Source organism: Ruegeria sp. I3, assembly GCF_056532525.1.
Map to the genome: position 1 here is coordinate 308,577 of NZ_JBQFNI010000001.1, position 24,629 is coordinate 333,205.

The window sequence follows — 24,629 nt, forward strand, 5'->3', positions numbered from 1 at the left end:
CTGGTCCGAATATGGGGTCTGAAGTGGACAAAACCTTGTCAAAAGCGGTCATTGCCCTAGGGGCAAATCTCAGTCTGAGAGGTTGTGGGCCCAAGGTGACACTTGAGCGGTCGCTGATCGCGATGGCCGAGGCTGGCTTGGTGATTCGCAAGATAAGCCGGTTTTTTGCCACCCCATGCTTTCCGGCAGGGGCAGGGCCGGACTATGTCAACGCCGCGGTTTTGATCGAATCGGACCTCACGCCACAGGGTGTTCTGGACCTGCTGCACCGCATCGAACATGTTTTTGAGCGCGCCCGTGAACAGCGTTGGGGCATGCGCACTCTGGACCTCGATCTGGTCTGTTGGGATGAACTTGTTCTGCCGGATGACGCCGAATACCAGCGCTGGCTGACCCTTCCCCCCGAAGATCAGACCAAATCTGCGCCGGAACACCTTATCCTGCCCCATCCGCGCTTGCAGGACCGCGCTTTTGTGCTTGTTCCCATGATGGATGTCGCCCCCGATTGGCGCCATCCCATTCTGGACCGGACAGTGACGCAGATGGTTGCAGCCTTGCCGCCCGATGAGGTGGCAGAGGTCAAGCCTCTGTGATCCTCGCATTTGCGGCATTTCTTGCTTGTCAAGGCGGGGATTCGCGCTTAGATAAACCCCTTCCTGCCACGGATTCATTTACGGAGAGCGCCCCATGGCCCGCGTTACGGTCGAAGATTGTGTAGACAAGGTCCCGAACCGGTTCGAACTGGTGATGCTTGCAGCCCACCGGGCGCGCGAGATTTCTGCTGGTGGCCCGATCACCGTTGACCGCGATAACGACAAGAACCCTGTCGTCTCGCTACGCGAAATCGCCGACGAAACCCAAAGCGCTGATGAGCTGCGCGAGCGTCTGATCGAAGCCAACCAGACCCAGATCGAGGTTGATGAGCCCGAAGAAGATCAGATGGCCCTGCTGATGGGTGCGGAATCCGACAAGCCTGCGGATGACGACATGTCGGAAGAAAAGCTCCTGCGCGCTCTGATGGAGGCCCAGGGCCAGGGGTAACCCAAGCGACAAAGGTGCGGACCGGATGATTTCAGAAGAAGACCTGATTGCGCTGGTCCGCAATTACAATCCCAAGACAAATGCCGACCGCATCGAAAGGGCCTATGAATTTGGCCAACAGATGCATGAAGGCCAGTTCCGCCATTCCGGCGAGCCCTATTTCTCTCATCCCGTTGCCGTTGCCGCCATCCTGACCGAACAACGTCTGGATGATGCGACCATTATAACGGCCCTGTTGCACGACACGATCGAAGACACCAAAGCCAGTTATGGCAAGGTTACCGAACTGTTCGGGGATGAGGTCGCCAAGTTGGTCGATGGCGTCACCAAGCTGACCAACCTGCAGCTGTCCAGCCGTGAGACCAAACAGGCCGAGAATTTCCGCAAGCTGTTCATGGCCATGTCCAAGGACCTTCGGGTTATTCTGGTCAAACTCGCCGACCGCCTGCACAACATGCGCACGATCAAGGCGATGCGCCCTGAAAAGCAGGTGCAAAAAGCGCGTGAGACAATGGATATTTACGCGCCGCTTGCGGGCCGCATGGGGATGCAATGGATGCGCGAGGAACTCGAAGACCTTGCCTTCCGCGTCCTGAACCCCGAAGGCCGCCAGTCGATCATCCGCCGCTTTATCACTCTGCAACGCGAAACCGGCGACGTGATCCATCGCATTACCGGCGACATGCGGCACGAATTGGAAAAGGCGGGCATTGAAGCCGAAGTCTTTGGTCGCGCCAAGAAACCCTATTCGATCTGGCGCAAGATGCAGGAAAAGGATCAGGGTTTCTCACGTTTGTCCGACATCTACGGGTTCCGCATCATCACCCAGACCGAGGAAGACTGTTACCGCACACTCGGTGCCATCCACCAGCGCTGGCGCGCGGTGCCAGGGCGATTCAAGGACTATATCAGCCAACCGAAATCGAACGGTTATCGCTCGATCCACACAACAGTTTCGGGGCGCGACGGCAAACGGGTCGAGGTCCAGATCCGCACCCGTCAGATGCACGATGTGGCCGAAACCGGTGTTGCAGCGCACTGGTCCTATCGCGACGGTGTGCGGTCCGAAAACCCCTTTGCGGTCGACCCGGCAAAGTGGATCGCAAACCTGACCGAGCAATTCGACAGTGAGGATGATCATGAGGATTTCCTCGAAGCTGTGAAGCTCGAGATGTATTCGGACCAGGTGTTCTGCTTCACCCCCAAGGGCGATGTGGTGAAACTGCCGCGTGGGGCGACGCCGATTGATTTTGCTTACGCAATCCATACCCGCATTGGTCATGCCTGCGTGGGGGCCAAGGTCGATGGCATTCGTGTGCCGCTTTGGACCCGGCTCAAGAACGGGCAGTCGGTGGACATCATCACCGCCGATGGCCAGAGCCCGCAGGTCACTTGGCTTGAGATCGCAGTTACCGGCAAAGCCCGCACCTCGATCCGCCGCGCCTTGCGCGAGGTCGACCGGGAACGCTTCATCAAGCTGGGTAAGGAACTGGCCCGCGCCGGGTTCGAAAACCTGGGCCGCAAAGCCACCGACAAGGCGCTGGAAACCGCGGCCAAACACCTGCGTTTAAAAGATCGGGACGAGTTGCTGGCCCGTCTGGGCAGTGCCGAGTTGACCGCCCATGAGGTGGTCGAAGCGGTATATCCCGAACTCACCAAGGATGATGGCGACGCGATCTCGCCCCGTCGCGCTGTGATCGGGCTTGAACCGGGCCAGAAATTCGATCGTGCCCCCTGTTGCCAGCCACTGCCGGGCGAGCGCATCGTCGGAATTACATATCGCGGCAAGGGTGTTGTCGTGCACGCCATCGACTGCGATCGCCTGACCGAGTTTGAAAATGAACCCGAGCGCTGGGTTGATCTGCACTGGCATTCGGGCACCCACCCCGCCGTCTATGGCGCGACGCTGGATTTGACCATCGGCAATGATGCCGGGGTGCTGGGGCGTATTTGCACATTGATCGGCGAGAAAAAGGCCAATATCTCGAACCTCGAATTTGTCGACCGCAAACCGGATTTTTATCGGCTGATGATCAATGTCGAACTTCGCGATCTTGAACAGCTGCATTCGCTGATGCTGATGCTCGAGGCTGAAAGCGACGTTGCTGCGGTCGAACGGTACCGGGAAAGTGCGAAACCCGCCGTTGCGGCTGGCTGAGAAGGGGTGATCACGAGTGGTTTTCAAGCGCCGAGATCGCCGCTCGCCTGTCCAAGTCGCGTCAGAGTTCGTCTATCCGCGCGGCGGATGGACCCGCGCCTTTCACTATGTCAAACATCGGGTTCGGCGCCTGCCTGACAGCCCGGAACGCATCGCGCGTGGCATCGGGGCAGGGGTGTTTGCCTCGTTCACGCCTTTCTATGGCTTGCATTTCCTGGTCGCCGCCGTGCTGGCGCGGCTGCTGAACGGCAACATTCTTGCCGCGCTCAGCGGCACGTTCTTTGGCAATCCCCTGACCTATGTGCCGATCGCGGTCATCAGCCTGCAAACCGGGCATTTCCTGCTGGGGACCAAGTTCCGCAAAGACGATACCGATGGGTTGATGGGGAAATTTGCGGATGCGATGGGCGATCTCAAGGACAATTGCATCGCCATGTTTACCCATCGCGAGGCGGACTGGCACGGGCTTAGCCGGTTCTATGACGATGTGTTCTTTCCTTATATGATCGGCGGGGTCATTCCAGGCATCGTGGCCGGAGTGATCTGCGCCTATCTTAGCCTGCCGCTTATCCGCACTTATCAGCAACGCCGCCGCGCCAGAATCAAAGCGAAGTTTGAACAAATCAAACGCCTTGCTCAGGCAGAGGCTGACGTTCCCCCGACAAAACCACTAGGCTCGACCTCAGGGAAAATGAAGGATTCGAAAGATGTCTGACAACCGTTTGCGTCTGGGCGTGAATATCGACCACGTAGCCACCGTGCGGAATGCGCGCGGCGGGGCCTATCCCGACCCACTACGCGCCGCCCGGATCGCGGAAGAGGCCGGGGCCGACGGCATCACAGCACATCTGCGCGAAGATCGCCGCCACATCTCGGACGCCGATATCGACGGGTTGATGGAGATCCTGTCGGTGCCGCTGAACTTCGAGATGGCCGCAACCGACGAGATGCAGAAAATCGCCCTGCGCCACAAGCCGCACGCCGTCTGCATCGTTCCCGAAAAGCGCGAGGAACGCACAACCGAGGGCGGGTTAGAAGTCGCGCGCGAGGAAAACAAGCTGGCCCATTTCATTGCGCCCTTGCGCGATGTGGGCTGCCGCGTGTCGATCTTCATCGCCGCCGACCAGCGCCAGATCGACGCCGCCCACCGCATCGGGGCTGAGGTGATCGAACTGCACACCGGTGCCTATTGCGATTTCCACGCCGAAGGCAAACTGGACGACGCCGCGCGCGAACTGGAAGCCCTGCGCGAGATGTCCGCCTATGCCCATTCGCTGGGTCTTGAAGTTCATGCGGGTCACGGGCTGACTTACGACACCGTGCAACCGGTGGCGGCCTTCCCTGAAGTACGAGAGCTGAATATCGGCCACTTCCTGATCGGCGAGGCGATATTCCGGGGCCTCACCCCTGCGGTTCACGAAATGCGCCGCCTGATGGACGAGGCGCGGGCATGATCACACCCGGCTTTGTGGCGATCTGGTTTGCATGGCTCATGGCTGGGGGCTCTCCGGGCCCTGCCACCATGGGCATCGCCGGAACCGCCATGAACGAAGGCCGCACCGCCGGTCTGGCCTTTGCGCTGGGCATCTGCGCCGGGTCCGCCGCGTGGGGCATCGCCGCCGCACTGGGGCTGTCGGCGATCATGCTGGCCAATGTCTGGGTGTTCGAGGTGATCCGCTATATCGGCGTCGCTTATCTGGGCTGGCTGGCGCTCAAGGCGCTACGTCGCGCGCTGACTTCGGATGAAGTGGCGCTGGGCAATCCGGTCACCGGCTCATTGGGTACGATATTTGCCAAAGGTGCGGCGATCCACCTGACCAACCCCAAGGCGATCCTCAGCTGGGGCTCGATCTACGCCATAGTTGCGCCAAATGACGCCAGCCTTGCTATGCTGCTGGGTTATTTCGCCATGCTTTATGCGGGTTCACTGCTGATCTTCATCGGCTACGCCTTCCTGTTTTCGTCTGCGCGCATGGTCAACGCCTATCGCCGCGCCCGCCGCTGGTTTGATTTTGCCTTCGCGGGTTTCTTTGGCGTGGCCAGCTACAAGATCCTCACGGTGCGCCTGTCATGACCTCTGAGGTGCAAGGATGATCCGACATTGCGTGATGCTGCGACTCAAGCCCGATCACGACACTGCAGAGCTTGCAGCTGTGATGGATGGGCTGGGCGCGGTCGCAGACCGTTTGTCTGGCTGCGGTGGCTTCATCCACGGCCCCAACCGCGATTTTGAGGCAAAATCCCCAAGCTATCCCTACGGCTTCACGCTGGATTTCGCGGCTCAGGCCGACCTACAGCGCTATGCCAGTGACGAAACCCACCAGCAACTTGGCGCACGGCTTGTCGCGCTGTGCGTGGATGGGGCCGAGGGCGTCTTGGTGTTCGATCTGGAAACGCCCGACGCGGCTGACCAATAGCTGACCAATAGGAGACGAGGGACTGTCATGAAAGCAATCACCTATCGCGGATTTGGTGCGGCGGCGGATGTCCTTGAGTTGGTCGACCTGCCCACGCCCAACCCCGGCCCAGGCGACGTTCTTGTCCGGGTCCATGCCAGCGGCATCAACCCCTCAGACGTCAAGCTGCGCGGCGGCGCGCGCCCTGGCGCTGTGATGCAATACCCGATGGTTGTTCCCCACTCGGACGGGGCCGGAGTGATTGAGGCCGTAGGCGAAGGGGTCGATCCCGCGCGCGTCGGCGAACGTGTCTGGATCTGGAACGGCCAATGGCAACGCGCTTTTGGCACTGGGGCCGAATACATCGCACTACCTTCCGAACAGGCCGTATTCCTTCCAGATACGACCGGCTTCGCCGAGGGCGCGTGTTTTGGTATCCCCGCCTTGACTGCATGGTGCGCGCTCTATCGTGACGGACCGATCACCGACCAGACCGTGCTTGTGACCGGCGGTGCGGGAACGGTCGGGCGCTACGCCTGCCAGATGGCCGCACTGGGCGGCGCACGCGTTATCACAACGGTCAGTTCAGATGAAAAAGCCGCCCATTCCGGCGCGTCCGAATGGATCAACTACCGCACGCAAGACGTGGCCGAGGCGGCGATGGACATGACCAACGGCGCAGGCATAGACCGCATTGTCGAGGTTGATTTCGCAGCCAACCAACCCGCTTCCCTTTCTATGATCCGCCCCGGTGGCACCATCGCCAGCTATGCCTCGGCTTCGCAAATGAAGCCCGAACTGGATTTCTATGGCTTCATGTTCAAGAACATCCGCCTGCATATGCTGATCGTCTACCAACTCGACGCCGCGGCCCGCCGTCGTGGCGAGGCGCAGTTGGGCCAGTGGCTGGAACAAGGCGCACTGTCGCACGCCGTCGTCCCCGGCGGAGGGCTGATGGATGCGGCAAATGCACACGCAATGGTCGAGGCGGGGCAAAAGCTCGGGACCGTTGTGTTGGAGGTCTGACATGATCCTCGGCATCGGCACCGACCTCGCAAATATTGATCGCATTCAGGGCACGCTCGACCGGTTCGGCGACCGCTTCCGTAACCGTGTCTTCACTGAAACCGAACAGCGCAAGGCTGAGCGTCGCGCCGATACTGCGGGCACCTACGCCAAACGCTGGGCCGCGAAAGAGGCGTGCTCGAAGGCGTTAGGCACCGGCCTGCGGATGGGGATCGCGTGGAAGGACATGGCGGTGACCAACCTGCGCACCGGCCAGCCCGTTATGCATGTCACCGGCTGGGCCGCAGAGCGTCTGAAAGAAATGACTCCCGAAGGCCACGAGGCGATCATCCACGTCACCCTGACCGATGATCATCCCTGGGCGCAGGCCTTTGTGGTGATCGAGGCCCGCCCGCTTCAAGAAGCGCCCGCGCAGCCTTGACTTGCCCCCAACTGACCCGCATGTAGCACCCCAACCACGCATAGACTGGAGAGAGCAGTATGGCCGAGGAAGCCAAATCCGGAAACGCCGTCTGGGAGACGATCAAAACCATCGTCTACGCCCTGCTGATCGCGGGCGTTTTCCGCACGCTTTTCTTTCAGCCGTTCTGGATTCCCTCAGGCTCCATGAAGCAGACGCTGCTGATCGGTGATTTCCTCTTCGTCAATAAGATGGCCTATGGCTATTCCTACGCGTCCTGCCCCAGCCTGATCATCCCCAGCGTCGGCCTGAACATCGATGCCGAGGATGTGTGCGGTTGGATGCAGGGTGATGACAACTCCCGTCTGCTGGGTGGCGATCCCGAGCGGGGCGATGTCATCGTCTTCCGCCATCCGGTGACAGGGCGCGACTATATCAAGCGACTGATCGGCCTGCCGGGTGATCGTATCCAGATTCGTGGAGGCCAAATCATCCTCAACGACACTCCTGTGCCGCAGCAACCCGACGGTGTGTTCACCGAAGTTGCTGAACCGCAGGGCCCACAAGGCCTGCGCCCGCGCTGTTCCAACGGTCCCGTCGGGATCGGCGGTGTTTGCGAAAAGAACCGCCTGATCGAGACCTTGCCAAATGGCGTTTCCTACGACGTGCTGAACATCGGCAATCAGGGATCGGACAATACCGGGGTCTATACTGTACCCGAGGGCCACTATTTCTTCATGGGCGACAACCGCGACAACTCGGCCGACAGCCGCTTACCGCAATCCGCTGGTGGCGTGGGCTATGTACCTTACGAAAACCTGATCGGTCGCGCCGACCGGATCATGTTCTCCTCCGCAGGTCGCTCGATGCTGTTCTTCTGGACATGGCGCGGTGACCGCTTCTTCAAGGCGGTCAATTGAAGCTATCGGCTGAGATAAAGGCGTTCCAGCAGCGCTTGGGGTATGAGTTTTCCGACCCTGAACTGCTGGTGCGCGCGCTGACCCACGGCTCGGTGTCTTCTGCCACGCGCCCCGACAATCAGCGTCTTGAATTTTTGGGCGACCGCGTCCTGGGCCTCGTCATGGCCACTGCTTTGCTTGAGGCCGACAAGAAAGCTTCCGAAGGCCAACTGGCCCCCCGTTTCAACGCGCTGGTGCGCAAGGAAGCCTGCGCCGATGTGGCCCGCCAGATTGATCTGGGTGCGGTGCTGAAACTGGGCCGGTCCGAGATGCTGTCCGGAGGTCGTCGCAAGCAGGCCTTGCTGGGCGACGCGATGGAGGCGGTCATCGCGGCCATCTACCGCGACGCAGGGTTCGAGGCTGCCCGAGACGTGATCCTCGCCCTCTGGGGCGATCGCATCCACAAGGTCGAGGCCGACGCCCGCGATGCAAAAACCGCCCTGCAGGAATGGGCACAGGCCCGCGGCCAGAAACCACCCAGCTATGTCGAGGTCAAACGCACCGGCCCTGACCATGCCCCGATCTTCACGATCGCCGCTCGTCTGCAGAATGGTACCGAAGCTCAGGCCACCGCAGGCTCCAAGCGACAGGCCGAACAGGCAGCGGCAAAGGCGTTGTTGGAACAGTTGTCTTGATCCGTTTTGCGGCCAGATCATGAAGATCAGACCCGCCCAGAAATCCGATGCCGCCAGCCTCGCCGCCTTGTCGATTGAGGTCTGGATCGGAACATATCTAAAGCGTGGTGTGAACGCCTTCTTTGCCGAGTTCGCACTGTCCGAGTTCACGACCGCCCGGTTCGAAGCCATATTGGAGGACGGCCAAGACCTCTTGATGGTTTCCGAAAACGAAGACGGGATCGACGGATATATTCGGCTTGCGGAAAATCGCATCGCACCTGTGGACGGGCTTTCTGACCTAGAAATCGTGACGTTCTATGTCCAGCACCGCCATCAAGGTAAAGGCATCGGCTCAGCGCTGCTCGACATCGCGATTGACTCCATGCGTGAAAAAGGGCGCCCGTCGATTTGGCTGACAACCAATTCCGAGAACACGCCCGCAATCGACTTCTATCTAGCCAAAGGGTTCCGGCAGGTCGGAGTCACAGATTTTCGGATCGGGGACCAAGCCTATCCGAACCAAGTTCTGGCGTTGAACACTACAACCTGATCGCGCGATCAAGCCCTGCCATTGCCGGCACCGGTCGACCGGGCAGCGTCGCCCTATGGGCCGCAGACTGGCCTTCGCTCACTGATATCCGCAATGCGACAAATCCCTCTGGCCCGTCCGCGCATTCTGCTATAGGGGTGCGCACTTGCAAACAGGATCGCAGGACACATGAGCACACGCGCCGGATTTATCGCCCTGATCGGAGAGCCCAACGCAGGCAAATCCACCCTTCTGAACCGCATGGTCGGAGCCAAAGTCTCGATCGTGACGCACAAAGTGCAAACCACCCGTGCTCGTATCCGTGGCGTGGCGATGGAGGGCGATGCGCAACTGGTCTTTGTGGACACGCCGGGCCTCTTCAAACCGCGCCGCCGTCTGGACCGTGCCATGGTAGCCGCCGCTTGGGGCGGGGCTGCAGATGCGGATGTGGTCGTGCTGATGATCGAGGCGCATCGCGGTATCACCGAAGGTGTCGAACGCATCCTCGAAGGCCTGGAAGAGATCGGACAGGGCCGCACCATCGCACTTGCGATCAACAAGATCGACAAGGTGCCCTCGGAAAAGCTGCTGGCGCTGACCAGTGACCTGAATGCGCGTTATCCCTTTGCCGAGACCTTCATGATCTCGGCCGAAAAAGGCCACGGTGTCGACGACCTGCGCAAATGGCTGGCCTCGGAACTGCCTGAGGGCCCGTGGCTCTATCCAGAAGACCAGATTGCGGATCTGCCTCTGCGCATGATCGCGGCTGAGATGACGCGCGAGAAACTGACCCTGCGCCTGCATCAGGAACTGCCCTACCAGCTGACCGTCGAGACCGAGAACTGGGAAGAGCGCAAGGACGGCTCGGCCAAGATCGATCAGGTCATCTATGTCATGCGTGATGGCCACAAAGGGATTGTGCTGGGCAAACGTGGTGAGACCATAAAGGCCGTCAGTCAAGCGGCGCGTGCCGAGCTGGAAGAGTTTTTGGACCGCAAGATTCACCTGTTCTTGCAGGTGAAAGTCCGGCCCAACTGGCTGGAGGAGTCCGAGCGCTACTCGGAAATGGGTCTGGATTTCAAAGACGGCAACGCATGACCCGGGCCAAGAATTTTCGTCGAAAATTCTCAACCCCTACGGAAAGGTCAGAACCATGACCCGGCTGACAGCTGAATTCTGGGTGCATGCCTATCTGGCGCGGCTGCGGTTTCAGGAAATACCTGCTTTTGTTGTGGCGCATGGGGATGACACCGCTGGGGCGGTGCTTATCAAACTCAACACACTCAACGGGCGGGCCGCAGCCTTTCAGCGCAGTTTTGATCTGATGAGCGGCGAGCGCAAATGGGTGGAGCTCTCATCCGGAGAAGAGGCAGACGTAGATGCCGCCATCACCCGCCAACGCAGTTTTGACCCCGACCTTTGGGTAATCGAGGTGGAAGACCGCCAAGGCAGGCACCTGCTGGGTGAAGAAGGTCTGGACTAACCCGCGCCAAATGATCTTGGACGCGCGGCGCAAAGCGACTATTTTGCTTTGCAACCGGCTGAATGAAACGGCCCAATCTTCCGGGGGCCGCAGGAACAGGAGGGGGTTGAGTGGCTGAAACGCTTGCCCAGAAACTGGAAAACTCAAATCTCGGTCACTGGATGCAGCGGTTCGAGGGGTTCATGGTCTTCATCGGCGTCGTTGGCCCCTTCGCCACGCTTCCACAACTGATTAAGCTTTATTTCACCCACTCCGAACACGCGACCGGACAGTCGCTGCTGTCCTGGTCTCTGTATGCTGGGCTGTCGTTTTTGTGGTTCGCCTATGGGCTGGTGGTGGGCAAGTTGCCCATCTATGTGGGCAACGGTATCTCAATGGTGCTGAACCTGCTGATGGTTATCGGCATTCTGATTCACGCAGGTATGACGTTCTAGGGCGCGCGATCAGCCTGCATCGCTAAAATAGACAAAGCTCATCTTGTTGCCATCAGGATCGCGCGCATAAGCGCCATAGAAGTTCGGGCCATATTGAGGTCGATCCCCGGGGTCACCTTCATTTGTTCCGCCATTGGCAAGAGCCTCGGCATGCACCTCGCGAACTTCCGCTTCACTTTCGCAAAGCAAGCCAACCATGTTGCCGTTTCCAACCGTCGCGGCCTCTTTGTCAAAGGGCGTCGCGACCCACATGGACCCACCGCCCCGCAGCTCGTAACAAACAGCGTGGGGCATATATTCAGCAATAACCTTGCCGCCGATTTTGGGCACAACCGCATCGTAAAAGCTTCGCGCTTTGACGACATCATTTGAACCGATCATGACATAGTTAAGTGACATTTCTTAAATTCCTCCGTGTAGAACATAAAGTGAACACTATTGCGTGAACAGATGTCACGCAACGTGTTTTTGGTGTTCCACAGGGTCAACCTAACGCGTTTCCATCTTGAACCTGCAACGGCCATAAGATTTCCTGCGTATATATCTGGTGACCTGACGAGGCCAAACTTGGACTGGCGTGATCACGGCATTCTTCTGACTTCTCGCCGTCATGGTGAGACAGCGGCGATCATCGAGGTCTTTACCGAAGCCCATGGTCGTCACGCCGGCATTGTGCGCGGAGGCACCAGCCGCAAGATCGCCCCGATCCTGCAACCCGGCGCGCAACTGGACGTGCTTTGGCGCGCGCGGCTCGAAGAACATCTTGGCACCTTTCAGGTCGAACCCCTGCGTTCGCGCGCTGCAGCGGCGTTTTCAGGGCGGCTGGCGCTCGCCGGATTAAATGCGGTGGTGGCGCTGCTGTCCTTTTGCCTGCCCGAACGCGAGCCTCATCCGGCGATCTATCAGCAAACAGAACAGTTGATGGACCTGCTGGGTCAGGATGAGGTCTGGCCACTGGCCTATCTGCGCTGGGAACTGGCGCTGCTGGAAGAGCTGGGCTTTGGCTTGGATCTTTCGGCCTGCGCAGTGACAGGGGCGACCGAGGGGTTGGTCTATGTCTCTCCGAAAACCGGCCGCGCGGTCAGTGCGGCGGGGGCAGGGGACTGGGCCGATAAGCTGCTGCCTTTGCCCCCCTGCCTGCGCGGCGAAGGCGCGGCTCCGGATACCGAGATTGCTGAAGCCTTACGCACAACCGGGTATTTTCTGGAAAACCATCTGGCTCCGTCGCTGGGTCATACGCCGTTGCCGGACGCACGCGCGCGATTTGTGGCACAGTTTACTCGGCGGCTTTGAACACCATTTCGTGCCCGTCCTCATTGCGCAGGATCAGCACATCGCCGGACACCTCGGACTGGGTCATCGCCATCAGTGCGGCGAAATAAAACCCCTCGGCTTCAAGCCCGGCGCAAGCCGCGCGGGTGGCGACAAGATCGGTGATCTCAAACCACGGGTAGGGTGCATTCAGTGTACCTGAATAAGTGTTGCACGGGGCATTGCCCTCAATCCGACCCTCTTCGGGGAATCGCAAAAGGGCGCTGGCCTCAAAAGGCTGCCCGTCGATCTCTTGCAAAGCCCATGTCTGATCCGCTGCGCCATAGGCGGCGACAGTCTCATCCTTGTCGCATTGGAACAGGGTCAAAAGGGGCAGGAACAAGGCCAGACGTAACATCGCAATATCCTGTCAGTAGGGGTTCACACCGCTGATTAACTCTTCGCGCACTTCAAGGCGGGGGCGCCAGTTGTATTTGGCGTCCTCGCGCACCTGATCCCAGTAAAGCACCCCGCTGTTGCGCCACGGGTCAAGGATGATGCCTTCATACATTGAATCTCCCTTAGCGCTGATCAGAGCCGAATGGTGGATGATCCGGAACGCAGTTGGAGGCGACGTGGCCCAGTGCAGGTCCAGCGTGCGAAAGTTCTCTTGCTTCAAACGCGTGGTCATGGCCTGCGCCCAATCATTGCACAGACCTTTTTCGCGAAATCCGTTGATGACCTTTGCGTTGTGGATGATGGCTGGATCGGTGACGTTCCAGTCCTGTTTCAGTTGATTGGAATAGGCATAAGATATCTCCGCTGCACGCCGCGCCTCGGCAGGGTCAACCTTGGGGTCAAGCTGCTGGATCGCTTGTGCCAACTGGTCCACATCATCGGGCCCGGTGTTTGGTGCCATGGCGCATCCGGCAAGGGCCATGCAGGTGGCCAAAACTGCGATGATGATCTTCACGCTCGATTCTCCTCTGGCCAGCTTGGGCGCTGGGTTTGGTTGACGCCCTTTACCCGATTTCTGCGCTCGATCCGAGGGGGAAGTTTCGCCCATTAAGCCCTGAAACCGAGTTGTACAACTCGGAAGAAATAGGCCTGAAGGTCCGTACAACACGGAAGAAAAAGAAAACCCGGCGCAAGGCCGGGTTCAGTTGGGGAAACCGCGTCGCTTCGGGCGTCAGCCCAGCAATCGACGCGCGATGACTTGCGCCTGTATTTCTGCGGCGCCTTCAAAGATATTTAGGATGCGCGCGTCACAAAGCACGCGGCTAATTTTGTATTCCAGAGCGAAGCCGTTTCCGCCATGAATCTGCAGCCCGTTATCCGCCGCAGCCCAAGCAACTCGAGCGCCCAGCAGCTTGGCCATCCCGGCCTCAAGGTCGCAACGTTGACCGTGATCTTTTTCCCAAGCAGAATAATAAGTTAGCTGTCGCGCGATCATGATCTCGACCGCCATCATCGCCAGCTTGCCCGAGACGCGAGGGAAATTGATCAGAGATTTGCCGAACTGCTTGCGGTCTTGTGCATATTGCATGGCAATGTCCAAAGCACTCTGCGCTACGCCGATGGCGCGGGCAGCCGTTTGGATGCGGGCAGACTCGAAGGTTTCCATTAACTGCTTGAAACCTTTGCCTTCTTCGCCGCCCAGCAGGTTTTCACCCTTCACTTCGAAGCCGTCAAATCCCAGCTCGTATTCCTTCATGCCACGATAACCCAACACCTCAATCTCACCACCAGTCATGCCGGGCGTGGGGAAGGGGTTCTCGTCGGTTCCAGGTGTCTTTTCGGCCAGGAACATGGACAGCCCACGGTGATCGGTACTGTCGGGATTAGTCCGCGCCAACAAGGTCATCACATGGGTGCGCGCCGCGTGCGTGATCCATGTTTTATTTCCTGTTATCTTATAGTTACCAGCTTCACCCTTGACGGCCCGCGTGCGCAGGCTGCCCAAATCCGATCCGGTATTGGGTTCAGTGAAAACAGCGGTTGGCAGGATCTCGGCGCTGGCCAGTTTTGGCAGCCAGTTGGCCTTTTGTTCATCCGTACCGCCCGCGATGATCAGTTCTGCGGCGATTTCGGACCGTGTGCCCAGAGAACCCACACCGATGTACCCGCGCGAAAGCTCTTCCGAGACCACACACATTGAGGCTTTGGATAGGCCGAACCCGCCGAATTCTTCGGGGATGGTCAGACCGAACACGCCCATCTCGGCCAGTTCCTCGATAATCTCGATTGGGATCAGTTCGTCCTTCAGGTGCCATTCATGGGCATTAGGCTCAACCTTTTCAACGGCATAGCGGCGAAACTGGTCTCGGATCATCTCCAGTTCTTCGTCCAGACCAGACGCACCAAACATCGTGGCACCGGACTGGTCCTGCATCAACTCAACCAGACGCGTGCGCGCGGCCTGAGAGTTGGCTTGCGCCATCAGTGTCTGCACTTCGCTGCATTGGAATCCCGACAGCGCATCCCAGCCAAGGCCAAGATCCTGCAAACGTACAACCTCGCCCTGGTTCATCGGAATACCACCGGCGATCTGATGCAGGTATTCCCCAAAAGCGATCTGATGCAACAGCTGCTCCATCTCGCCGAATTTACCCTCGGCCTGAAGCGCCTCGGCCCAGCGCTGCATCTGCTGCAGCGACTGGTGGTATGTGGCCAGCCAAGCCAGCCCATGGGCGGCTGTCTGATTGGCCTCGATCAGTGCGCCCGATATGCGACCTTCGCTCGTCACCTGCGCGCGAACCGATTCGACCGCCTTATCGAACACCGCTTGAACGCCGGGCAGGGCTGCTGCGCTGAGTGTTAGAAGATCGGGCAAAACCGCTGGCTGCGTCATGTTCGTCACATCCTGTCCGTCATGGGCCATGAATCACGTCCTCTGCTGGGTTGTCTGGTCATATCATGCTGCACATGCAGCGCAACAAAAATACGCAAATCATTCATAAAAAGTTCAAAAATTGCTTAGTGACTTTTGCAGTGCAGAAATTTTTTGGACTGGTATGAAGGGTCGATGGGACTGTTTTCACTTATGTCGCCGCAGGATTTCTGTCTGGCTTTGGTCGTTGCCTTCGTCGCGGGCTGGGTCAAAGGCATGGTCGGTTTTGCCATGCCAATGGTGCTTGTTTCTGGTCTTAGCATGATGCTGCCGCCTGAGCTGGCGCTGGCAGGTCTAATCTTGCCCACGCTGGTGACCAATGGGGTGCAGGCCTTGCGGGAAGGTTTACCTGCGGCGGCGGCGTCAGTTCGAAAGTTCAAGGTATTTCTGAGCGTTGGACTGGTCTGTCTATTGGCCAGCGCACAGCTGATCAACATCTTGTCGCCCAAAGCATTTCTGCTGATCTTAGGCGCACCAGTTTCGTTCTTCGCTCTGATGCAACTACTGGGGCTGAAACTGACGCTGCAAGCGCCCTCAATGCGGGTTGAGGCTATGGTGGGTGCGGTGGCCGGTGCTGTCGGCGGCATCTCGGGCGTGTGGGGACCACCAACTGTGGCCTATCTGACAGCCTTGAATACACCGAAGAAGGATCAGATGCGGGTACAGGGCGTGATATACGGTCTGGGCGCCGTGGCGCTTATTGTGGCGCATCTGGGTTCGGGTATTCTAAGGACTGACACAGCGGTGTTCTCAGCGCTGCTGATTATCCCTGCCTTGGTGGGAATGCGCGGGGGTCAGTTTCTGCAGGATCGTATCGATCAGGCACAGTTCCGCAAACTCACTCTGCTTGTACTGCTGATTGCAGGGCTGAACCTGCTGCGCAGGGGTCTTTTGGGTTAATTGCGTCTTTCAGCAAATCGAAAGGCGAAATAGAGGCCCAACATTAGGAAAAAAAGACCTGAGATATCACCGATCAGATAGGCGATATACTCGGCCGTTGCGCTGCCGAAGGCCATGTTGGTGAGAACGGACACCAATACCGATGTGATGATTCCAACGCCCATCACGCACAGCCAGCATGGCTTCCGATCGACGCGCGGAAACAAATCCCAGCCCAACGCCTTGCAGACATAAAAAACCGCTGGAACTGTGGTGACCGCGATAGTGATCGCCAGCAATCTGCTGGGCAGAAGAACATCCCAACCGCCCACAAGGGCAAAGACGATGGCTACGCCGGGCAACAGTGCGAATATCGCCCTCCATCCCAATAACCAAGCCGACAGAACCCGCACGCCGTGCGGCAGGAACAATAAGCTGGCATAGCTGGGGTATGCGGGAAAAAACACGTTCTGAAGCGGCATCAGCACCTGGAATGTTAGGAACGATGCAGCGACATAGGCCAAAGAGGCATAGAATGTTTCAGAGGCCCATCTGCGCACGGGGTCAGCCGATTACAGATCTGGGGTGGCGATCACCTGGGCGCATGAACCAGATACCGTCCGCGATTGGCGCTACCGCTTTGCGACAGATAACCCTTTTGAACCAGAGACTTCAGCGCGCGGAAAAATGTCGGGCGAGATACGCTTTTGACCAGCGTGTGTTCGATCAGACCAAAGGTGCGTACTTCGCGATCATCTTTCGACAGTTCTTCGGCGGCATAGTAGATGTCGCGCTCGACCGGTGAGAGTTCTTCCAGCCCAAGAGTGCGCTCCATGCTTTGCATCAGTTTGCGCAGTTCGGTGAGTTTTGAGATTTCAGTCATTACTTGCCTATAGTTTCCGTGACGGACCGAGGCAGTTCGAAAGGCTGACCTTTGGAACACATCACGCCGACACCCATCCCCGTGTAGAAATAATCATTACCTTGTTGAACGGCCCGAGACATGATGTGAGTAAGCTAGCCCGGATCGCCCGATGTTCAAATTTAACAGAAGCCGCTGCCAAAGGACGCCGGGCTTCGAAGCGTCTTGGGTAAATTGCGATAGCGCATGTTGCACGTTATCGCAATGAACTTGTCTGTGTGCACACAAGGTGCCGAAGCGTAAGCTTTGGTGGGTCAGGGGCCATGATGGCCCCTGAATTCGATCAACCGATCGCGACAGCTTTGATGTCTTCGTCGATGAAGGGCAGGTACTGCTCGAAGTTTTCCGCGAACATTTGCACCAGCTTTTCCGCCTGTCTGTCGAACGCTTCCTGATCGTCCCAGGTGCGGCGCGGATCCAGCAAGACCTCGGGCACACCAGGGACAGAGACCGGCACATCGAAGCCGAAATTGGCGTCCTTGCGGAATTCCGCATCGGTCAGTGATCCTTCCAGCGCAGCCGTCAGCAGCGCGCGGGTGGCCTTGATTGGCATGCGGCTGCCCACGCCGTAGGCACCTCCAGTCCAGCCGGTGTTGACCAACCAGCAGGTCGCACCATGCTGAGCAATCTTATCGCGTAGAAGGTTGCCATAAGCCTCGGGGCGGCGTGGCATAAAGGGCGCGCCAAAGCAGGTCGAGAAGGTGGGCTGCGGTTCGGTCACGCCACGTTCGGTCCCGGCGACCTTCGAGGTAAAGCCGGAAAGGAAGTGATACATCGCCTGCGCAGGCGTCAACCGAGCGATCGGAGGCAAAACGCCGAACGCATCGCAGGTCAACATGATGATGTTTTTAGGATGCCCGCCCAATGCAGTTTTCGACGCGTTGGAGATGTATTCCAACGGGTAGGCGCAGCGCATATTCGCAGTCAGCGAGTCGTCGTTGAAATCCAGCTCTTTGGTCTCGGGATCAAAAACCATGTTCTCGATCACGGTGCCAAATTTCGAGGTGGTGGCGTAGATTTCTGGTTCGGCTTCGGCGTTCAGGTTGATGGTCTTGGCATAGCAACCACCTTCAAAGTTGAAGGTGCCTCGATCCGACCAACCGTGTTCGTCATCACCGATCAAGGTGCGCGACGGGTCGGCGGACAGGGTGGTCTTGCCGGTGCCGGACAGGCCGAAGAACACGGCAGTGTCGACCGGGTTGCCAACCGCGTGGTTAGCCGAGCAGTGCATCGGCATCACGCCTTTTTCGGGCAGCATGTAGTTCAGCAGGGTGAAGACGGACTTCTTGTTCTCGCCGGCGTATTCGGTGCCGCCGATCAGGATCAGCTTGCGATCAAAGTTCAATGCAATCACCGTTTCGCTGCGGCAGCCATGCTTTTTGGGGTCCGCCTGGAAGCTGGGACAGTTGATGATGGTAAAGTCAGCCGTGAAATCATCCAGATCCTCACGATCCGGGCGGCGCAGCAGGTGGCGGATGAACAGGTTGTGCCACGCCAGCTCGGTTACCATGCGCACATTGATCGAGTAGCTGGGGTCAGCCCCACCCACGAGGTCCTGCACGAAGTAGTCGCGGCCTTTCATATGGGTCAGCATATCTTCATAGAGCGCGTCAAAACCTTCAGGGCTCATGGCGGCGTTGTTTTCCCACCAGATGCTGTCGGCAACACTGTCTGTCTTGACAACATGCTTGTCCTTGGGCGAGCGGCCAGTGAATTTGCCGGTGGTGACCAGAAAGGCGCCGCCATTGCCAAGGGTGCCTTCGCCGCGCTTCAGCGCTTCTTCGATCAGCGCCGGTTCCATGAAGTTGTAATAGACATTGCCCAGACCCTCGATGCCCTGATCTTCGAGGCGGAATTGCGGGTTAACCCGTCCAGATGTCATGTGTGTCTTCTCCTGTGGCGGCGCGAGGGCCTTGGGCCGGGTGCACCATTGGGGCGGATACCGGAAAGAGCCGGCGGTCAAGCGCCTCTTATCACGGTATTTTGGGACATGAACAGGAGGGTTGGGGGTAGTTAGCGCAACCAAGTTGAGGTTTAGCGCCATCACGATTTGTCTGCCGTAAATCAAGGCAGCTATTTGGGCGCAGCAAGGCAAATTTGCCGCATACCTGCCGCAAGAATGGCACGATTCGAGGTTACGAGTTGATTCGGTGGCTCAAAACCGCCAACAATGCCTTACAAAAAAGCGTATTATTGCGCGAGTGAGCAGGAATAGGGGTGAACCCGATGTCAAAGATTGCACTGGTGGACGACGACAGAAATATCCTGACGTCCGTGTCCATGACACTCGAAGCCGAAGGGTTTGAGGTCGAAACATACAACGATGGTCAGGCTGCGCTGGACGCTTTCAACAAAAAGCTGCCAGACATGGCCGTACTGGATATCAAGATGCCGCGGATGGACGGCATGGATCTTCTGCAAAGGCTGCGGCAGAAAACCCAGATGCCCGTGATTTTCCTAACCTCCAAGGATGATGAGATCGATGAGGTTCTGGGCCTGCGGATGGGCGCGGATGACTACGTCAAGAAGCCGTTCTCGCAACGGTTGCTGGTGGAACGGATTCGCGCCTTGCTGCGCCGTCAGGAAGCGGTCGATGGTGATGTGACCAATGCGGCCTCGGGCGATACAAAAGTGATGGAGCGGGGCGAGCTGCGGATGGACCCGCTGCGCCACGCTGTCAGCTGGAAAGGCAATGATGTCTCGCTGACAGTTACCGAGTTTCTGCTGCTGCAGGCCTTGGCGCAACGTCCGGGCTTTGTCAAAAGTCGCGATCAGCTGATGGATGTGGCTTATGATGATCAGGTCTACGTGGATGACCGCACCATTGACAGTCATATCAAGCGACTGCGTAAGAAGATGCGCGCAGCCGATCCCGAGTTTTCGGCGATAGAAACGCTGTACGGTATCGGGTATCGTTATAACGAAGAATAGGCGCGGCCGTTTTATCAAGCCGAAGGGGTCTCGTGCGCGATACTGAACAAGCCAACCAAGTGCACGACGCAGACGTCGTTCTTGGGGATGACTGGGTCATCCCCCAAGACCCTGATGCTGCCGAGCTACAGGCCAAGCGTTCGCGACGAAACCTGTTTTCTATGCGCTATTCGCCCCTGGCGCGCAGGATCATCACCTTCAACCTCATTGCCCTTGTCATTTTGGTGGCAGGGCTGCTGTATCTTGACGACACGCGAAAAGAACGGGTTCAACAAACCGCGCAGAACCTGGTCGGTGATGCGCAACTTGTCAGCAACGTTTTTGAAACCCAGCTGCGTCAACCCTCTGCCAATGGTGCAGGCACATTGGATGTCCGTGATACGCTAGCGGGTCTCAGCTTGCCCGAAGGCGGCGAGGTTTTTGTTTATGACGGCACGGGCACTCTGATCGGTTGGACACGCGGGGCGTCCATGGCCGACAAATTGCCCAGCCTTTTGCATCAGGACGCCGACAGCGCCACTGGAAGCACTTTGATCAGCGACGCATTGAATGCGGTTTGGAATGGTGTGTCTGCGGTCTTTAGCGGTTCTTCCGAAAGCGAGGCTCCGACGCTGGCGCAACGGGTGCAGGAAATGATCCCGCAGGCGCTGAACGGCGGATTGCAAGTACAGGCCGTGCACGACGATAAAGGCAAGACGGTGATTGTCGCCGTGGCCCCGATCCTATTGGACGATACGCCTGTGGGTGCCGTTGCTATGGCGGGCCCGGCGGGCGAGATCGATGCGCTGGCCCGCAAGGAGCAAGAGCGGATCCTGCAGATGTTTGTGGTGGCACTGCTGGTCTCGATCGGTCTGAGCCTCGTTTTGGCCTCAACGATTGCCAATCCTCTTGCTGATCTGGCCGCCGCTGCCGAGATGGGCAAGGACCGCGGAGCCGGAGTGAACCCCGGACGTATCCGCATCCCGGATCTCAGTGCGCGTCCGGATGAAATCGGCCGCCTGAGCCAGGCTTTGCGCGGGATGGTCACGGCGCTTTATAACCGCATTGACGCGAACGAACAATTTGCGGCCGATGTCGCGCATGAGATCAAGAACCCACTGGCGAGCCTGCAATCCGCCGTGGGCACCATGCGTATGGTCAAACGCGATGATCAGCGCGAAAAGCTATTGGGCGTGATTGAGCATGATGTGCGGCGATTGGATCGACTGGTCAGCGATATCTCGAACGCATCGCGGCTGGACGCGGAGTTGGTGAAAGAAGAAGAGCAGCCCTTTGACCTGCTCAATCTGCTTGGCAATATCAGTCAGTTTCTGGGTGAAGATGCCCGTTCGAAAGGCATCGAATATATCACAGACCTTCCCTCGGACCCCATCGTGGTCAACGGGCTCGAGGCGCGTCTGGCGCAGGTCTTTGTCAACCTGATCACCAATGCGATTTCGTTCTGCGAGGACAAAGACGCCATCCGGGTCTGGGTCCGCCGTCGTGACAACCGCGTGCTCGTGGTGGTTGAAGACACCGGTCCCGGCATTCCTGATCAGGCGCTGACCAAGATCTTCAAGCGTTTCTATTCCGAACGCCCCGAAGAGCATTTCGGCAACAATTCGGGCCTTGGATTGGCGATTTCGAAACAAATCGTCGAGGCGCATGGTGGTGTGATCTGGGCAGAAAACATCCGTCCAACCGAGGCCGATATCACCTCGGACCCACTGGGTGCGCGGTTTGTTGTCGGGCTTCCCGTCTAGGTTATGAGCACCACCCCACTTTCTGAGATAGCGGATCAAGGGTCGGCCTGCATTCATGGGACCTGTGTTGCGCTTCAGGAAAAGGGCGTATTGATCATTGGCGCTTCGGGTACGGGTAAATCTTCTTTGGCGCTACAGATGATGGCGCTTGGGGCGCAGCTTGTCGCTGATGACCGGGTCGAATTGACCGGACAGGCCGATCACGTGATGGCAGCTGGACTTCCGCAGATCCGCGGCCTGATTGAAGCGCGCGGCATCGGGTTACTGCGAGCTGAAGCCGCGAGGCCGGTCCGATTGGCATTTGTTGTGGATATGGACCAACCCGAGCCCGCGCGATTACCTGAACCCGCTGAAATTCTTGTGTTGAAGCAAACTGTTCCCTTGCTTCGCGGGGCTGGCGTGCCCAATTTGGCTGCAGGACTTATTCAACTTGTGAAAATGGGGCGCGTAGCCCCGGAATGGCCGAATACATGACAGCACAACAGCGCGTCGTTCTGATAACAGGTCCTTCCGGTGCAGGGCGATCGACCGCAATTCATGTGCTTGAAGATCTGGGGTTCGAGGCGATTGACAACCTGCCGATGGGGTTGCTGGCTCGCCTCGTCGACAATTCGGAGCCTGCGCGCCCAATGGCTTTGGGTATCGACGCGCGCAACCGCGATTTTTCAACCACCGGGTTTATCGAACTTGCCGCCAAACTGGGCCGGATGGAGAATGTCGACCTGACGATCCTCTATCTGGATTGCCGGGACGAGGTGCTGCTGCGTCGCTTCTCGGAGACCCGCCGCCGTCACCCGGTTGCGACTGATGCCAGCCCGGAAACCGGCATTTGTCAGGAAAAGGAACTGTTAGCCCCAATTCGCGAGTTTGCCGACACGCTGATCGACACCAGCGCGTTGAATGTGCATCAGCTGCGGGAAGAGGTCGAACGCTGGTTCGCCCCAAAGGGCGGGCGGCATCTGGCGGTGTCGATCGAATCCTTCTCGTACAAGCGGGGCTTGCCGCGCGGTTTGGACATGGTGTTCGATTGCCGGTTTCTGGCCAATCCATACTGGCGGCCTGAACTGCGGGATGCGGATGGTCGAAACTCGGATGTGGCAGCCTATGTTCAATCAGATGCAAACTATGGCGTCTTCTTTGACCGGGTGGTCGACCTGCTGATCGAACTGCTTCCGGCCTTCCGTGAGGAAGGCAAAGCGCACCTTTCAGTTGCATTTGGGTGCACCGGAGGGCAGCACCGCTCGGTCGCGGTGGCTGAAGCAGTTGCAAAGGCCCTTGCAGAAGGGGGGCAGCAGGTGGCAATTAGGCATCGCGAAATGGAACGACGCGCGTTGAATGTGAGGCCGGAGTGATCGGGATCGTTATTGTTGCACATGGTGGGTTGGCTCAGGAGTATCTTGCGGCCACGCAGCATGTGGTTGGAAAGCAACCCGGACTGGTGGCCATCCCGATAGAAGCCGACCATGATCGCGAAGCGAAACAAGTTGAAATCTGCCGCGCGGCGGACGAGGTCGATATGGGCGATGGCGTCGTTGTGGTGACCGATCTGTTCGGCGGCAGCCCCTCGAATCTGAGCCTGCGCGCATGTGCGCCACAAGACCGGCGAATCCTTTACGGGGCCAACCTTCCCATGCTGATCAAACTGGCCAAAAGTCGCCACTTGCCACTGGCCGAGGCCGTACGTTTGGCTTTGGAAGCTGGACGAAAGTACATCAATGCGCAAAATGTGACATTGGATTGACACCGGATAGATTCATATGACGACCAAGAGTTTGAAAATTATCAATGAAAAGGGCCTTCACGCCCGCGCTTCTGCCAAGCTGGTCGAGGTGGTCGAGGGCTTTGATGCGCGCGCCGAGGTGTCACGAGACGGGCTTTCTGCCTCGGGCGACAGTATCATGGGCCTTTTGATGTTGGCAGCGTCGCGCGGAAGCACTATTGACGTCGAGACGTCCGGCCCGGATGCTGAGGCGTTGGCAGAGGCTTTGGAAACATTGGTGAACGATAAGTTCGGCGAAGGGTTCTGACAGCCACGACACCAAGGACGGAAAGACAAGGCAATTGGCGGAAACCACGCACGATACCAAGACAGGTCCTGTAGTGGATCACGACACCGATCAGGGTGAAATCTACGACCGCAGAACCCTGACCTACGCCAACTCGTTTGACGATGCCTGGACGTCTACGGCCATTCGCGCCATCGAATGGTGCACAGGCAAGCTGACCATCTTGCGCATGGTCAACAAGTTCGAGAAGCAGAACGAACGCTATCGAGGTCAGAAGTTCTGGGGCGGTGCGCTCAAGACCATGGGTATCGAGCTGACAACCCCAGCCGAACAGATCGCCCGCATCCCAAAAGAAGGCCCCGTAGTGGTCGTCGCGAACCATCCGCACGGCATGGTTGATGGCATGATCTTCGCTGAACTCATCGGCCGGGTCCGCAGTGACTATCGCATCCTGACCCGCTCAGTCCTGACCGGGTTGGATGAAGCTGCGACCTCATTCATGATCCCGGTGCCGTTCCCACATGATCCTGAAGCGCAGGCCAAGATGCTTGAGATGCGCAGCAAGACGATGAAGCATCTGGCAGATGGGGGTGTTGTCGCGTTATTCCCGTCAGGTGTTGTGATGTCTTCGGATGATTGGTTCGGACCAGCCATCGAGCGGGAGTGGAATGTCTTCACCGCGAAGATGATCCGTAGGTCGGGTGCCAAGGTCGTGCCGATCTTCTTCCCCGGCAGCAACTCGCGCTGGTATCAAATTGCCAACCGGATATCGCCCATCCTGCGCCAGGGCCTACTGCTGCACGAAATCGTCCGATCCTGCAACAGGCCCCAGTCGCCGGTGATCGGTGATCCGATATCGGATGAAGACATGGCGCTGCTGGAACGCGACCCACGCGGCTTCATGGCCTGGCTCCGGGATCACACCATGGCGCTGGGCAAGACCCTCAAACCCTGATCCGCCCCTT

31 protein-coding genes are annotated in these 24,629 nt (G+C 58.4%); 24 read left to right on the top strand and 7 right to left on the bottom strand.

The window, feature by feature from the left end; translation table 11 throughout:
• The first annotated feature begins 11 nt into the window (after positions 1–11).
• The 15 genes from folK to ACR0L9_RS01740 all read left to right on the top strand — a co-directional run bounded on the left by folK (position 12) and on the right by ACR0L9_RS01740 (position 11,043).
• Entirely contained in the window at positions 12–593 is a 582-nt protein-coding gene (gene folK, locus ACR0L9_RS01670; RefSeq protein ID WP_480894492.1) for a 2-amino-4-hydroxy-6-hydroxymethyldihydropteridine diphosphokinase, read from the top strand.
• Positions 594–687: 94 nt separating this feature from the next.
• Complete coding sequence (gene rpoZ / locus ACR0L9_RS01675) at positions 688–1,041, top strand: DNA-directed RNA polymerase subunit omega (RefSeq protein ID WP_010437681.1); 354 nt, start codon at positions 688–690, stop codon at positions 1,039–1,041.
• 25 nt (positions 1,042–1,066) lie between these two features.
• Positions 1,067–3,199: a RelA/SpoT family protein gene (locus tag ACR0L9_RS01680; protein WP_170392619.1), complete on the top strand. Its 2,133-nt coding sequence runs from the start codon at positions 1,067–1,069 to the stop codon at positions 3,197–3,199.
• Between the two features lie 16 nt (positions 3,200–3,215).
• The gene (locus ACR0L9_RS01685) at positions 3,216–3,914 is read left to right on the top strand and encodes a DUF2062 domain-containing protein (RefSeq protein ID WP_480894494.1); all 699 of its coding nucleotides are present in this window, start codon (positions 3,216–3,218) and stop codon (positions 3,912–3,914) included.
• Positions 3,907–4,653, top strand: a complete 747-nt coding sequence (locus ACR0L9_RS01690) for a pyridoxine 5'-phosphate synthase (protein WP_170392617.1) — start codon at positions 3,907–3,909, stop codon at positions 4,651–4,653. The genes ACR0L9_RS01685 and ACR0L9_RS01690 overlap by 8 nt, the downstream gene beginning before the upstream one ends.
• A complete protein-coding gene (locus tag ACR0L9_RS01695; RefSeq protein ID WP_170425202.1) occupies positions 4,650–5,273 on the top strand; it encodes a LysE family translocator in 624 nt (207 codons plus the stop codon). The genes ACR0L9_RS01690 and ACR0L9_RS01695 overlap by 4 nt, the downstream gene beginning before the upstream one ends.
• A 16-nt stretch (positions 5,274–5,289) precedes the next feature.
• A complete protein-coding gene (locus ACR0L9_RS01700; RefSeq protein ID WP_170636242.1) occupies positions 5,290–5,616 on the top strand; it encodes a Dabb family protein in 327 nt (108 codons plus the stop codon).
• A gap of 27 nt (positions 5,617–5,643) precedes the next feature.
• The gene (locus ACR0L9_RS01705) at positions 5,644–6,621 is read left to right on the top strand and encodes an NADPH:quinone reductase (RefSeq protein WP_480894496.1); all 978 of its coding nucleotides are present in this window, start codon (positions 5,644–5,646) and stop codon (positions 6,619–6,621) included.
• A gap of 1 nt (position 6,622) precedes the next feature.
• Positions 6,623–7,042 carry a holo-ACP synthase gene (gene acpS, locus ACR0L9_RS01710; RefSeq protein ID WP_170392613.1) on the top strand — a complete coding sequence of 140 codons (420 nt, stop codon included), beginning with the start codon at positions 6,623–6,625 and terminating at the stop codon, positions 7,040–7,042.
• Between the two features lie 59 nt (positions 7,043–7,101).
• On the top strand, positions 7,102–7,941 hold the full coding sequence (gene lepB / locus ACR0L9_RS01715) for a signal peptidase I (protein ID WP_170636241.1): 840 nt from the start codon (positions 7,102–7,104) through the stop codon (positions 7,939–7,941).
• Positions 7,938–8,615, top strand: a complete 678-nt coding sequence (rnc, locus tag ACR0L9_RS01720; protein WP_170392611.1) for a ribonuclease III — start codon at positions 7,938–7,940, stop codon at positions 8,613–8,615. The genes lepB and rnc overlap by 4 nt, the downstream gene beginning before the upstream one ends.
• Before the next feature lie 19 nt (positions 8,616–8,634).
• Positions 8,635–9,147 (top strand): N-acetyltransferase family protein, encoded by a 513-nt coding sequence (locus ACR0L9_RS01725; RefSeq protein WP_480894498.1) that lies wholly within the window; start codon positions 8,635–8,637, stop codon positions 9,145–9,147.
• Positions 9,148–9,315: 168 nt separating this feature from the next.
• Positions 9,316–10,224, top strand: a complete 909-nt coding sequence (era, locus tag ACR0L9_RS01730; protein ID WP_170392609.1) for a GTPase Era — start codon at positions 9,316–9,318, stop codon at positions 10,222–10,224.
• Between the two features lie 55 nt (positions 10,225–10,279).
• The gene (locus ACR0L9_RS01735) at positions 10,280–10,609 is read left to right on the top strand and encodes a DUF1491 family protein (RefSeq protein ID WP_170402292.1); all 330 of its coding nucleotides are present in this window, start codon (positions 10,280–10,282) and stop codon (positions 10,607–10,609) included.
• Positions 10,610–10,719: 110 nt separating this feature from the next.
• Entirely contained in the window at positions 10,720–11,043 is a 324-nt protein-coding gene (locus ACR0L9_RS01740) for a SemiSWEET transporter (RefSeq protein WP_170392607.1), read from the top strand.
• A 9-nt stretch (positions 11,044–11,052) separates the two neighbouring features.
• Here ACR0L9_RS01740 and ACR0L9_RS01745 read toward each other — a convergent pair whose 3' ends face one another.
• Positions 11,053–11,442, bottom strand: coding sequence for a VOC family protein (locus tag ACR0L9_RS01745; RefSeq protein ID WP_170402289.1), 390 nt, complete (start codon positions 11,440–11,442; stop codon positions 11,053–11,055).
• Between the two features lie 168 nt (positions 11,443–11,610).
• On the opposite strand from ACR0L9_RS01745, the gene recO reads away from it, so the two are divergent.
• Positions 11,611–12,336: a DNA repair protein RecO gene (gene recO / locus ACR0L9_RS01750; RefSeq protein ID WP_170392605.1), complete on the top strand. Its 726-nt coding sequence runs from the start codon at positions 11,611–11,613 to the stop codon at positions 12,334–12,336.
• Here the strand turns inward: recO and ACR0L9_RS01755 are convergent.
• The 3 genes from ACR0L9_RS01755 to ACR0L9_RS01765 form a co-directional block, all read right to left on the bottom strand.
• On the bottom strand, positions 12,320–12,712 hold the full coding sequence (locus tag ACR0L9_RS01755) for an META domain-containing protein (protein ID WP_170402286.1): 393 nt from the start codon (positions 12,710–12,712) through the stop codon (positions 12,320–12,322). The two genes, recO and ACR0L9_RS01755, sit on opposite strands and share 17 nt — an antisense overlap.
• Positions 12,713–12,724: 12 nt before the next feature.
• Positions 12,725–13,267 carry a hypothetical protein gene (locus tag ACR0L9_RS01760; RefSeq protein WP_480894500.1) on the bottom strand — a complete coding sequence of 181 codons (543 nt, stop codon included), beginning with the start codon at positions 13,265–13,267 and terminating at the stop codon, positions 12,725–12,727.
• 216 nt (positions 13,268–13,483) lie between these two features.
• Positions 13,484–15,175 carry an acyl-CoA dehydrogenase family protein gene (locus ACR0L9_RS01765; RefSeq protein ID WP_480894502.1) on the bottom strand — a complete coding sequence of 564 codons (1,692 nt, stop codon included), beginning with the start codon at positions 15,173–15,175 and terminating at the stop codon, positions 13,484–13,486.
• Between the two features lie 144 nt (positions 15,176–15,319).
• Here ACR0L9_RS01765 and ACR0L9_RS01770 point away from each other — a divergent pair, with 144 nt between their 5' ends.
• Entirely contained in the window at positions 15,320–16,084 is a 765-nt protein-coding gene (locus tag ACR0L9_RS01770; RefSeq protein ID WP_170392601.1) for a sulfite exporter TauE/SafE family protein, read from the top strand.
• Here ACR0L9_RS01770 and ACR0L9_RS01775 read toward each other — a convergent pair.
• The 3 genes from ACR0L9_RS01775 to ACR0L9_RS01785 form a co-directional block, all read right to left on the bottom strand.
• The gene (locus ACR0L9_RS01775) at positions 16,081–16,623 is read right to left on the bottom strand and encodes a hypothetical protein (protein ID WP_255611805.1); all 543 of its coding nucleotides are present in this window, start codon (positions 16,621–16,623) and stop codon (positions 16,081–16,083) included. The genes ACR0L9_RS01770 and ACR0L9_RS01775 overlap by 4 nt on opposite strands.
• 32 nt (positions 16,624–16,655) lie before the next feature.
• Complete coding sequence (locus ACR0L9_RS01780) at positions 16,656–16,946, bottom strand: hypothetical protein (protein WP_170392600.1); 291 nt, start codon at positions 16,944–16,946, stop codon at positions 16,656–16,658.
• A gap of 322 nt (positions 16,947–17,268) precedes the next feature.
• On the bottom strand, positions 17,269–18,867 hold the full coding sequence (locus tag ACR0L9_RS01785; protein ID WP_480894504.1) for a phosphoenolpyruvate carboxykinase: 1,599 nt from the start codon (positions 18,865–18,867) through the stop codon (positions 17,269–17,271).
• Positions 18,868–19,211: 344 nt separating this feature from the next.
• Here ACR0L9_RS01785 and ACR0L9_RS01790 point away from each other — a divergent pair, with 344 nt between their 5' ends.
• From ACR0L9_RS01790 to ACR0L9_RS01820, 7 genes are read left to right on the top strand one after another with little or no spacing between them, the layout of a single operon-like run.
• The gene (locus ACR0L9_RS01790) at positions 19,212–19,916 is read left to right on the top strand and encodes a response regulator transcription factor (protein ID WP_170392598.1); all 705 of its coding nucleotides are present in this window, start codon (positions 19,212–19,214) and stop codon (positions 19,914–19,916) included.
• Positions 19,917–19,948: 32 nt separating this feature from the next.
• Complete coding sequence (locus ACR0L9_RS01795) at positions 19,949–21,658, top strand: sensor histidine kinase (RefSeq protein WP_170392597.1); 1,710 nt, start codon at positions 19,949–19,951, stop codon at positions 21,656–21,658.
• Between the two features lie 3 nt (positions 21,659–21,661).
• On the top strand, positions 21,662–22,132 hold the full coding sequence (locus ACR0L9_RS01800) for a phosphoenolpyruvate carboxykinase (ATP) (RefSeq protein ID WP_170425232.1): 471 nt from the start codon (positions 21,662–21,664) through the stop codon (positions 22,130–22,132).
• Entirely contained in the window at positions 22,129–23,010 is an 882-nt protein-coding gene (gene rapZ, locus ACR0L9_RS01805; protein WP_255611801.1) for an RNase adapter RapZ, read from the top strand. The genes ACR0L9_RS01800 and rapZ overlap by 4 nt, the downstream gene beginning before the upstream one ends.
• Positions 23,007–23,399, top strand: coding sequence for a PTS sugar transporter subunit IIA (locus tag ACR0L9_RS01810; protein WP_170392594.1), 393 nt, complete (start codon positions 23,007–23,009; stop codon positions 23,397–23,399). Before rapZ ends, ACR0L9_RS01810 begins: the two co-directional genes overlap by 4 nt.
• Positions 23,400–23,415: 16 nt before the next feature.
• On the top strand, positions 23,416–23,685 hold the full coding sequence (locus ACR0L9_RS01815; protein WP_170392593.1) for an HPr family phosphocarrier protein: 270 nt from the start codon (positions 23,416–23,418) through the stop codon (positions 23,683–23,685).
• 34 nt (positions 23,686–23,719) lie between these two features.
• Entirely contained in the window at positions 23,720–24,619 is a 900-nt protein-coding gene (locus ACR0L9_RS01820; protein ID WP_170625114.1) for a lysophospholipid acyltransferase family protein, read from the top strand.
• Positions 24,620–24,629 lie beyond the last annotated feature (10 nt).

Coding starts and splice junctions, on each gene's coding strand:
- folK (WP_480894492.1), top strand. CDS start 12: ATGGGGTCTGAAGTGGACAAAACCTTGTCAAAAGCGGTCATTGCCCTA.
- rpoZ (WP_010437681.1), top strand. CDS start 688: ATGGCCCGCGTTACGGTCGAAGATTGTGTAGACAAGGTCCCGAACCGG.
- ACR0L9_RS01680 (WP_170392619.1), top strand. CDS start 1,067: ATGATTTCAGAAGAAGACCTGATTGCGCTGGTCCGCAATTACAATCCC.
- ACR0L9_RS01690 (WP_170392617.1), top strand. CDS start 3,907: ATGTCTGACAACCGTTTGCGTCTGGGCGTGAATATCGACCACGTAGCC.
- ACR0L9_RS01695 (WP_170425202.1), top strand. CDS start 4,650: ATGATCACACCCGGCTTTGTGGCGATCTGGTTTGCATGGCTCATGGCT.
- ACR0L9_RS01700 (WP_170636242.1), top strand. CDS start 5,290: ATGATCCGACATTGCGTGATGCTGCGACTCAAGCCCGATCACGACACT.
- ACR0L9_RS01705 (WP_480894496.1), top strand. CDS start 5,644: ATGAAAGCAATCACCTATCGCGGATTTGGTGCGGCGGCGGATGTCCTT.
- acpS (WP_170392613.1), top strand. CDS start 6,623: ATGATCCTCGGCATCGGCACCGACCTCGCAAATATTGATCGCATTCAG.
- lepB (WP_170636241.1), top strand. CDS start 7,102: ATGGCCGAGGAAGCCAAATCCGGAAACGCCGTCTGGGAGACGATCAAA.
- ACR0L9_RS01725 (WP_480894498.1), top strand. CDS start 8,635: ATGAAGATCAGACCCGCCCAGAAATCCGATGCCGCCAGCCTCGCCGCC.
- era (WP_170392609.1), top strand. CDS start 9,316: ATGAGCACACGCGCCGGATTTATCGCCCTGATCGGAGAGCCCAACGCA.
- ACR0L9_RS01735 (WP_170402292.1), top strand. CDS start 10,280: ATGACCCGGCTGACAGCTGAATTCTGGGTGCATGCCTATCTGGCGCGG.
- ACR0L9_RS01745 (WP_170402289.1), bottom strand. CDS start 11,442: ATGTCACTTAACTATGTCATGATCGGTTCAAATGATGTCGTCAAAGCG.
- ACR0L9_RS01755 (WP_170402286.1), bottom strand. CDS start 12,712: ATGTTACGTCTGGCCTTGTTCCTGCCCCTTTTGACCCTGTTCCAATGC.
- ACR0L9_RS01765 (WP_480894502.1), bottom strand. CDS start 15,175: ATGGCCCATGACGGACAGGATGTGACGAACATGACGCAGCCAGCGGTT.
- ACR0L9_RS01770 (WP_170392601.1), top strand. CDS start 15,320: ATGGGACTGTTTTCACTTATGTCGCCGCAGGATTTCTGTCTGGCTTTG.
- ACR0L9_RS01780 (WP_170392600.1), bottom strand. CDS start 16,946: ATGACTGAAATCTCAAAACTCACCGAACTGCGCAAACTGATGCAAAGC.
- ACR0L9_RS01785 (WP_480894504.1), bottom strand. CDS start 18,867: ATGACATCTGGACGGGTTAACCCGCAATTCCGCCTCGAAGATCAGGGC.
- ACR0L9_RS01790 (WP_170392598.1), top strand. CDS start 19,212: ATGTCAAAGATTGCACTGGTGGACGACGACAGAAATATCCTGACGTCC.
- ACR0L9_RS01800 (WP_170425232.1), top strand. CDS start 21,662: ATGAGCACCACCCCACTTTCTGAGATAGCGGATCAAGGGTCGGCCTGC.
- rapZ (WP_255611801.1), top strand. CDS start 22,129: ATGACAGCACAACAGCGCGTCGTTCTGATAACAGGTCCTTCCGGTGCA.
- ACR0L9_RS01815 (WP_170392593.1), top strand. CDS start 23,416: ATGACGACCAAGAGTTTGAAAATTATCAATGAAAAGGGCCTTCACGCC.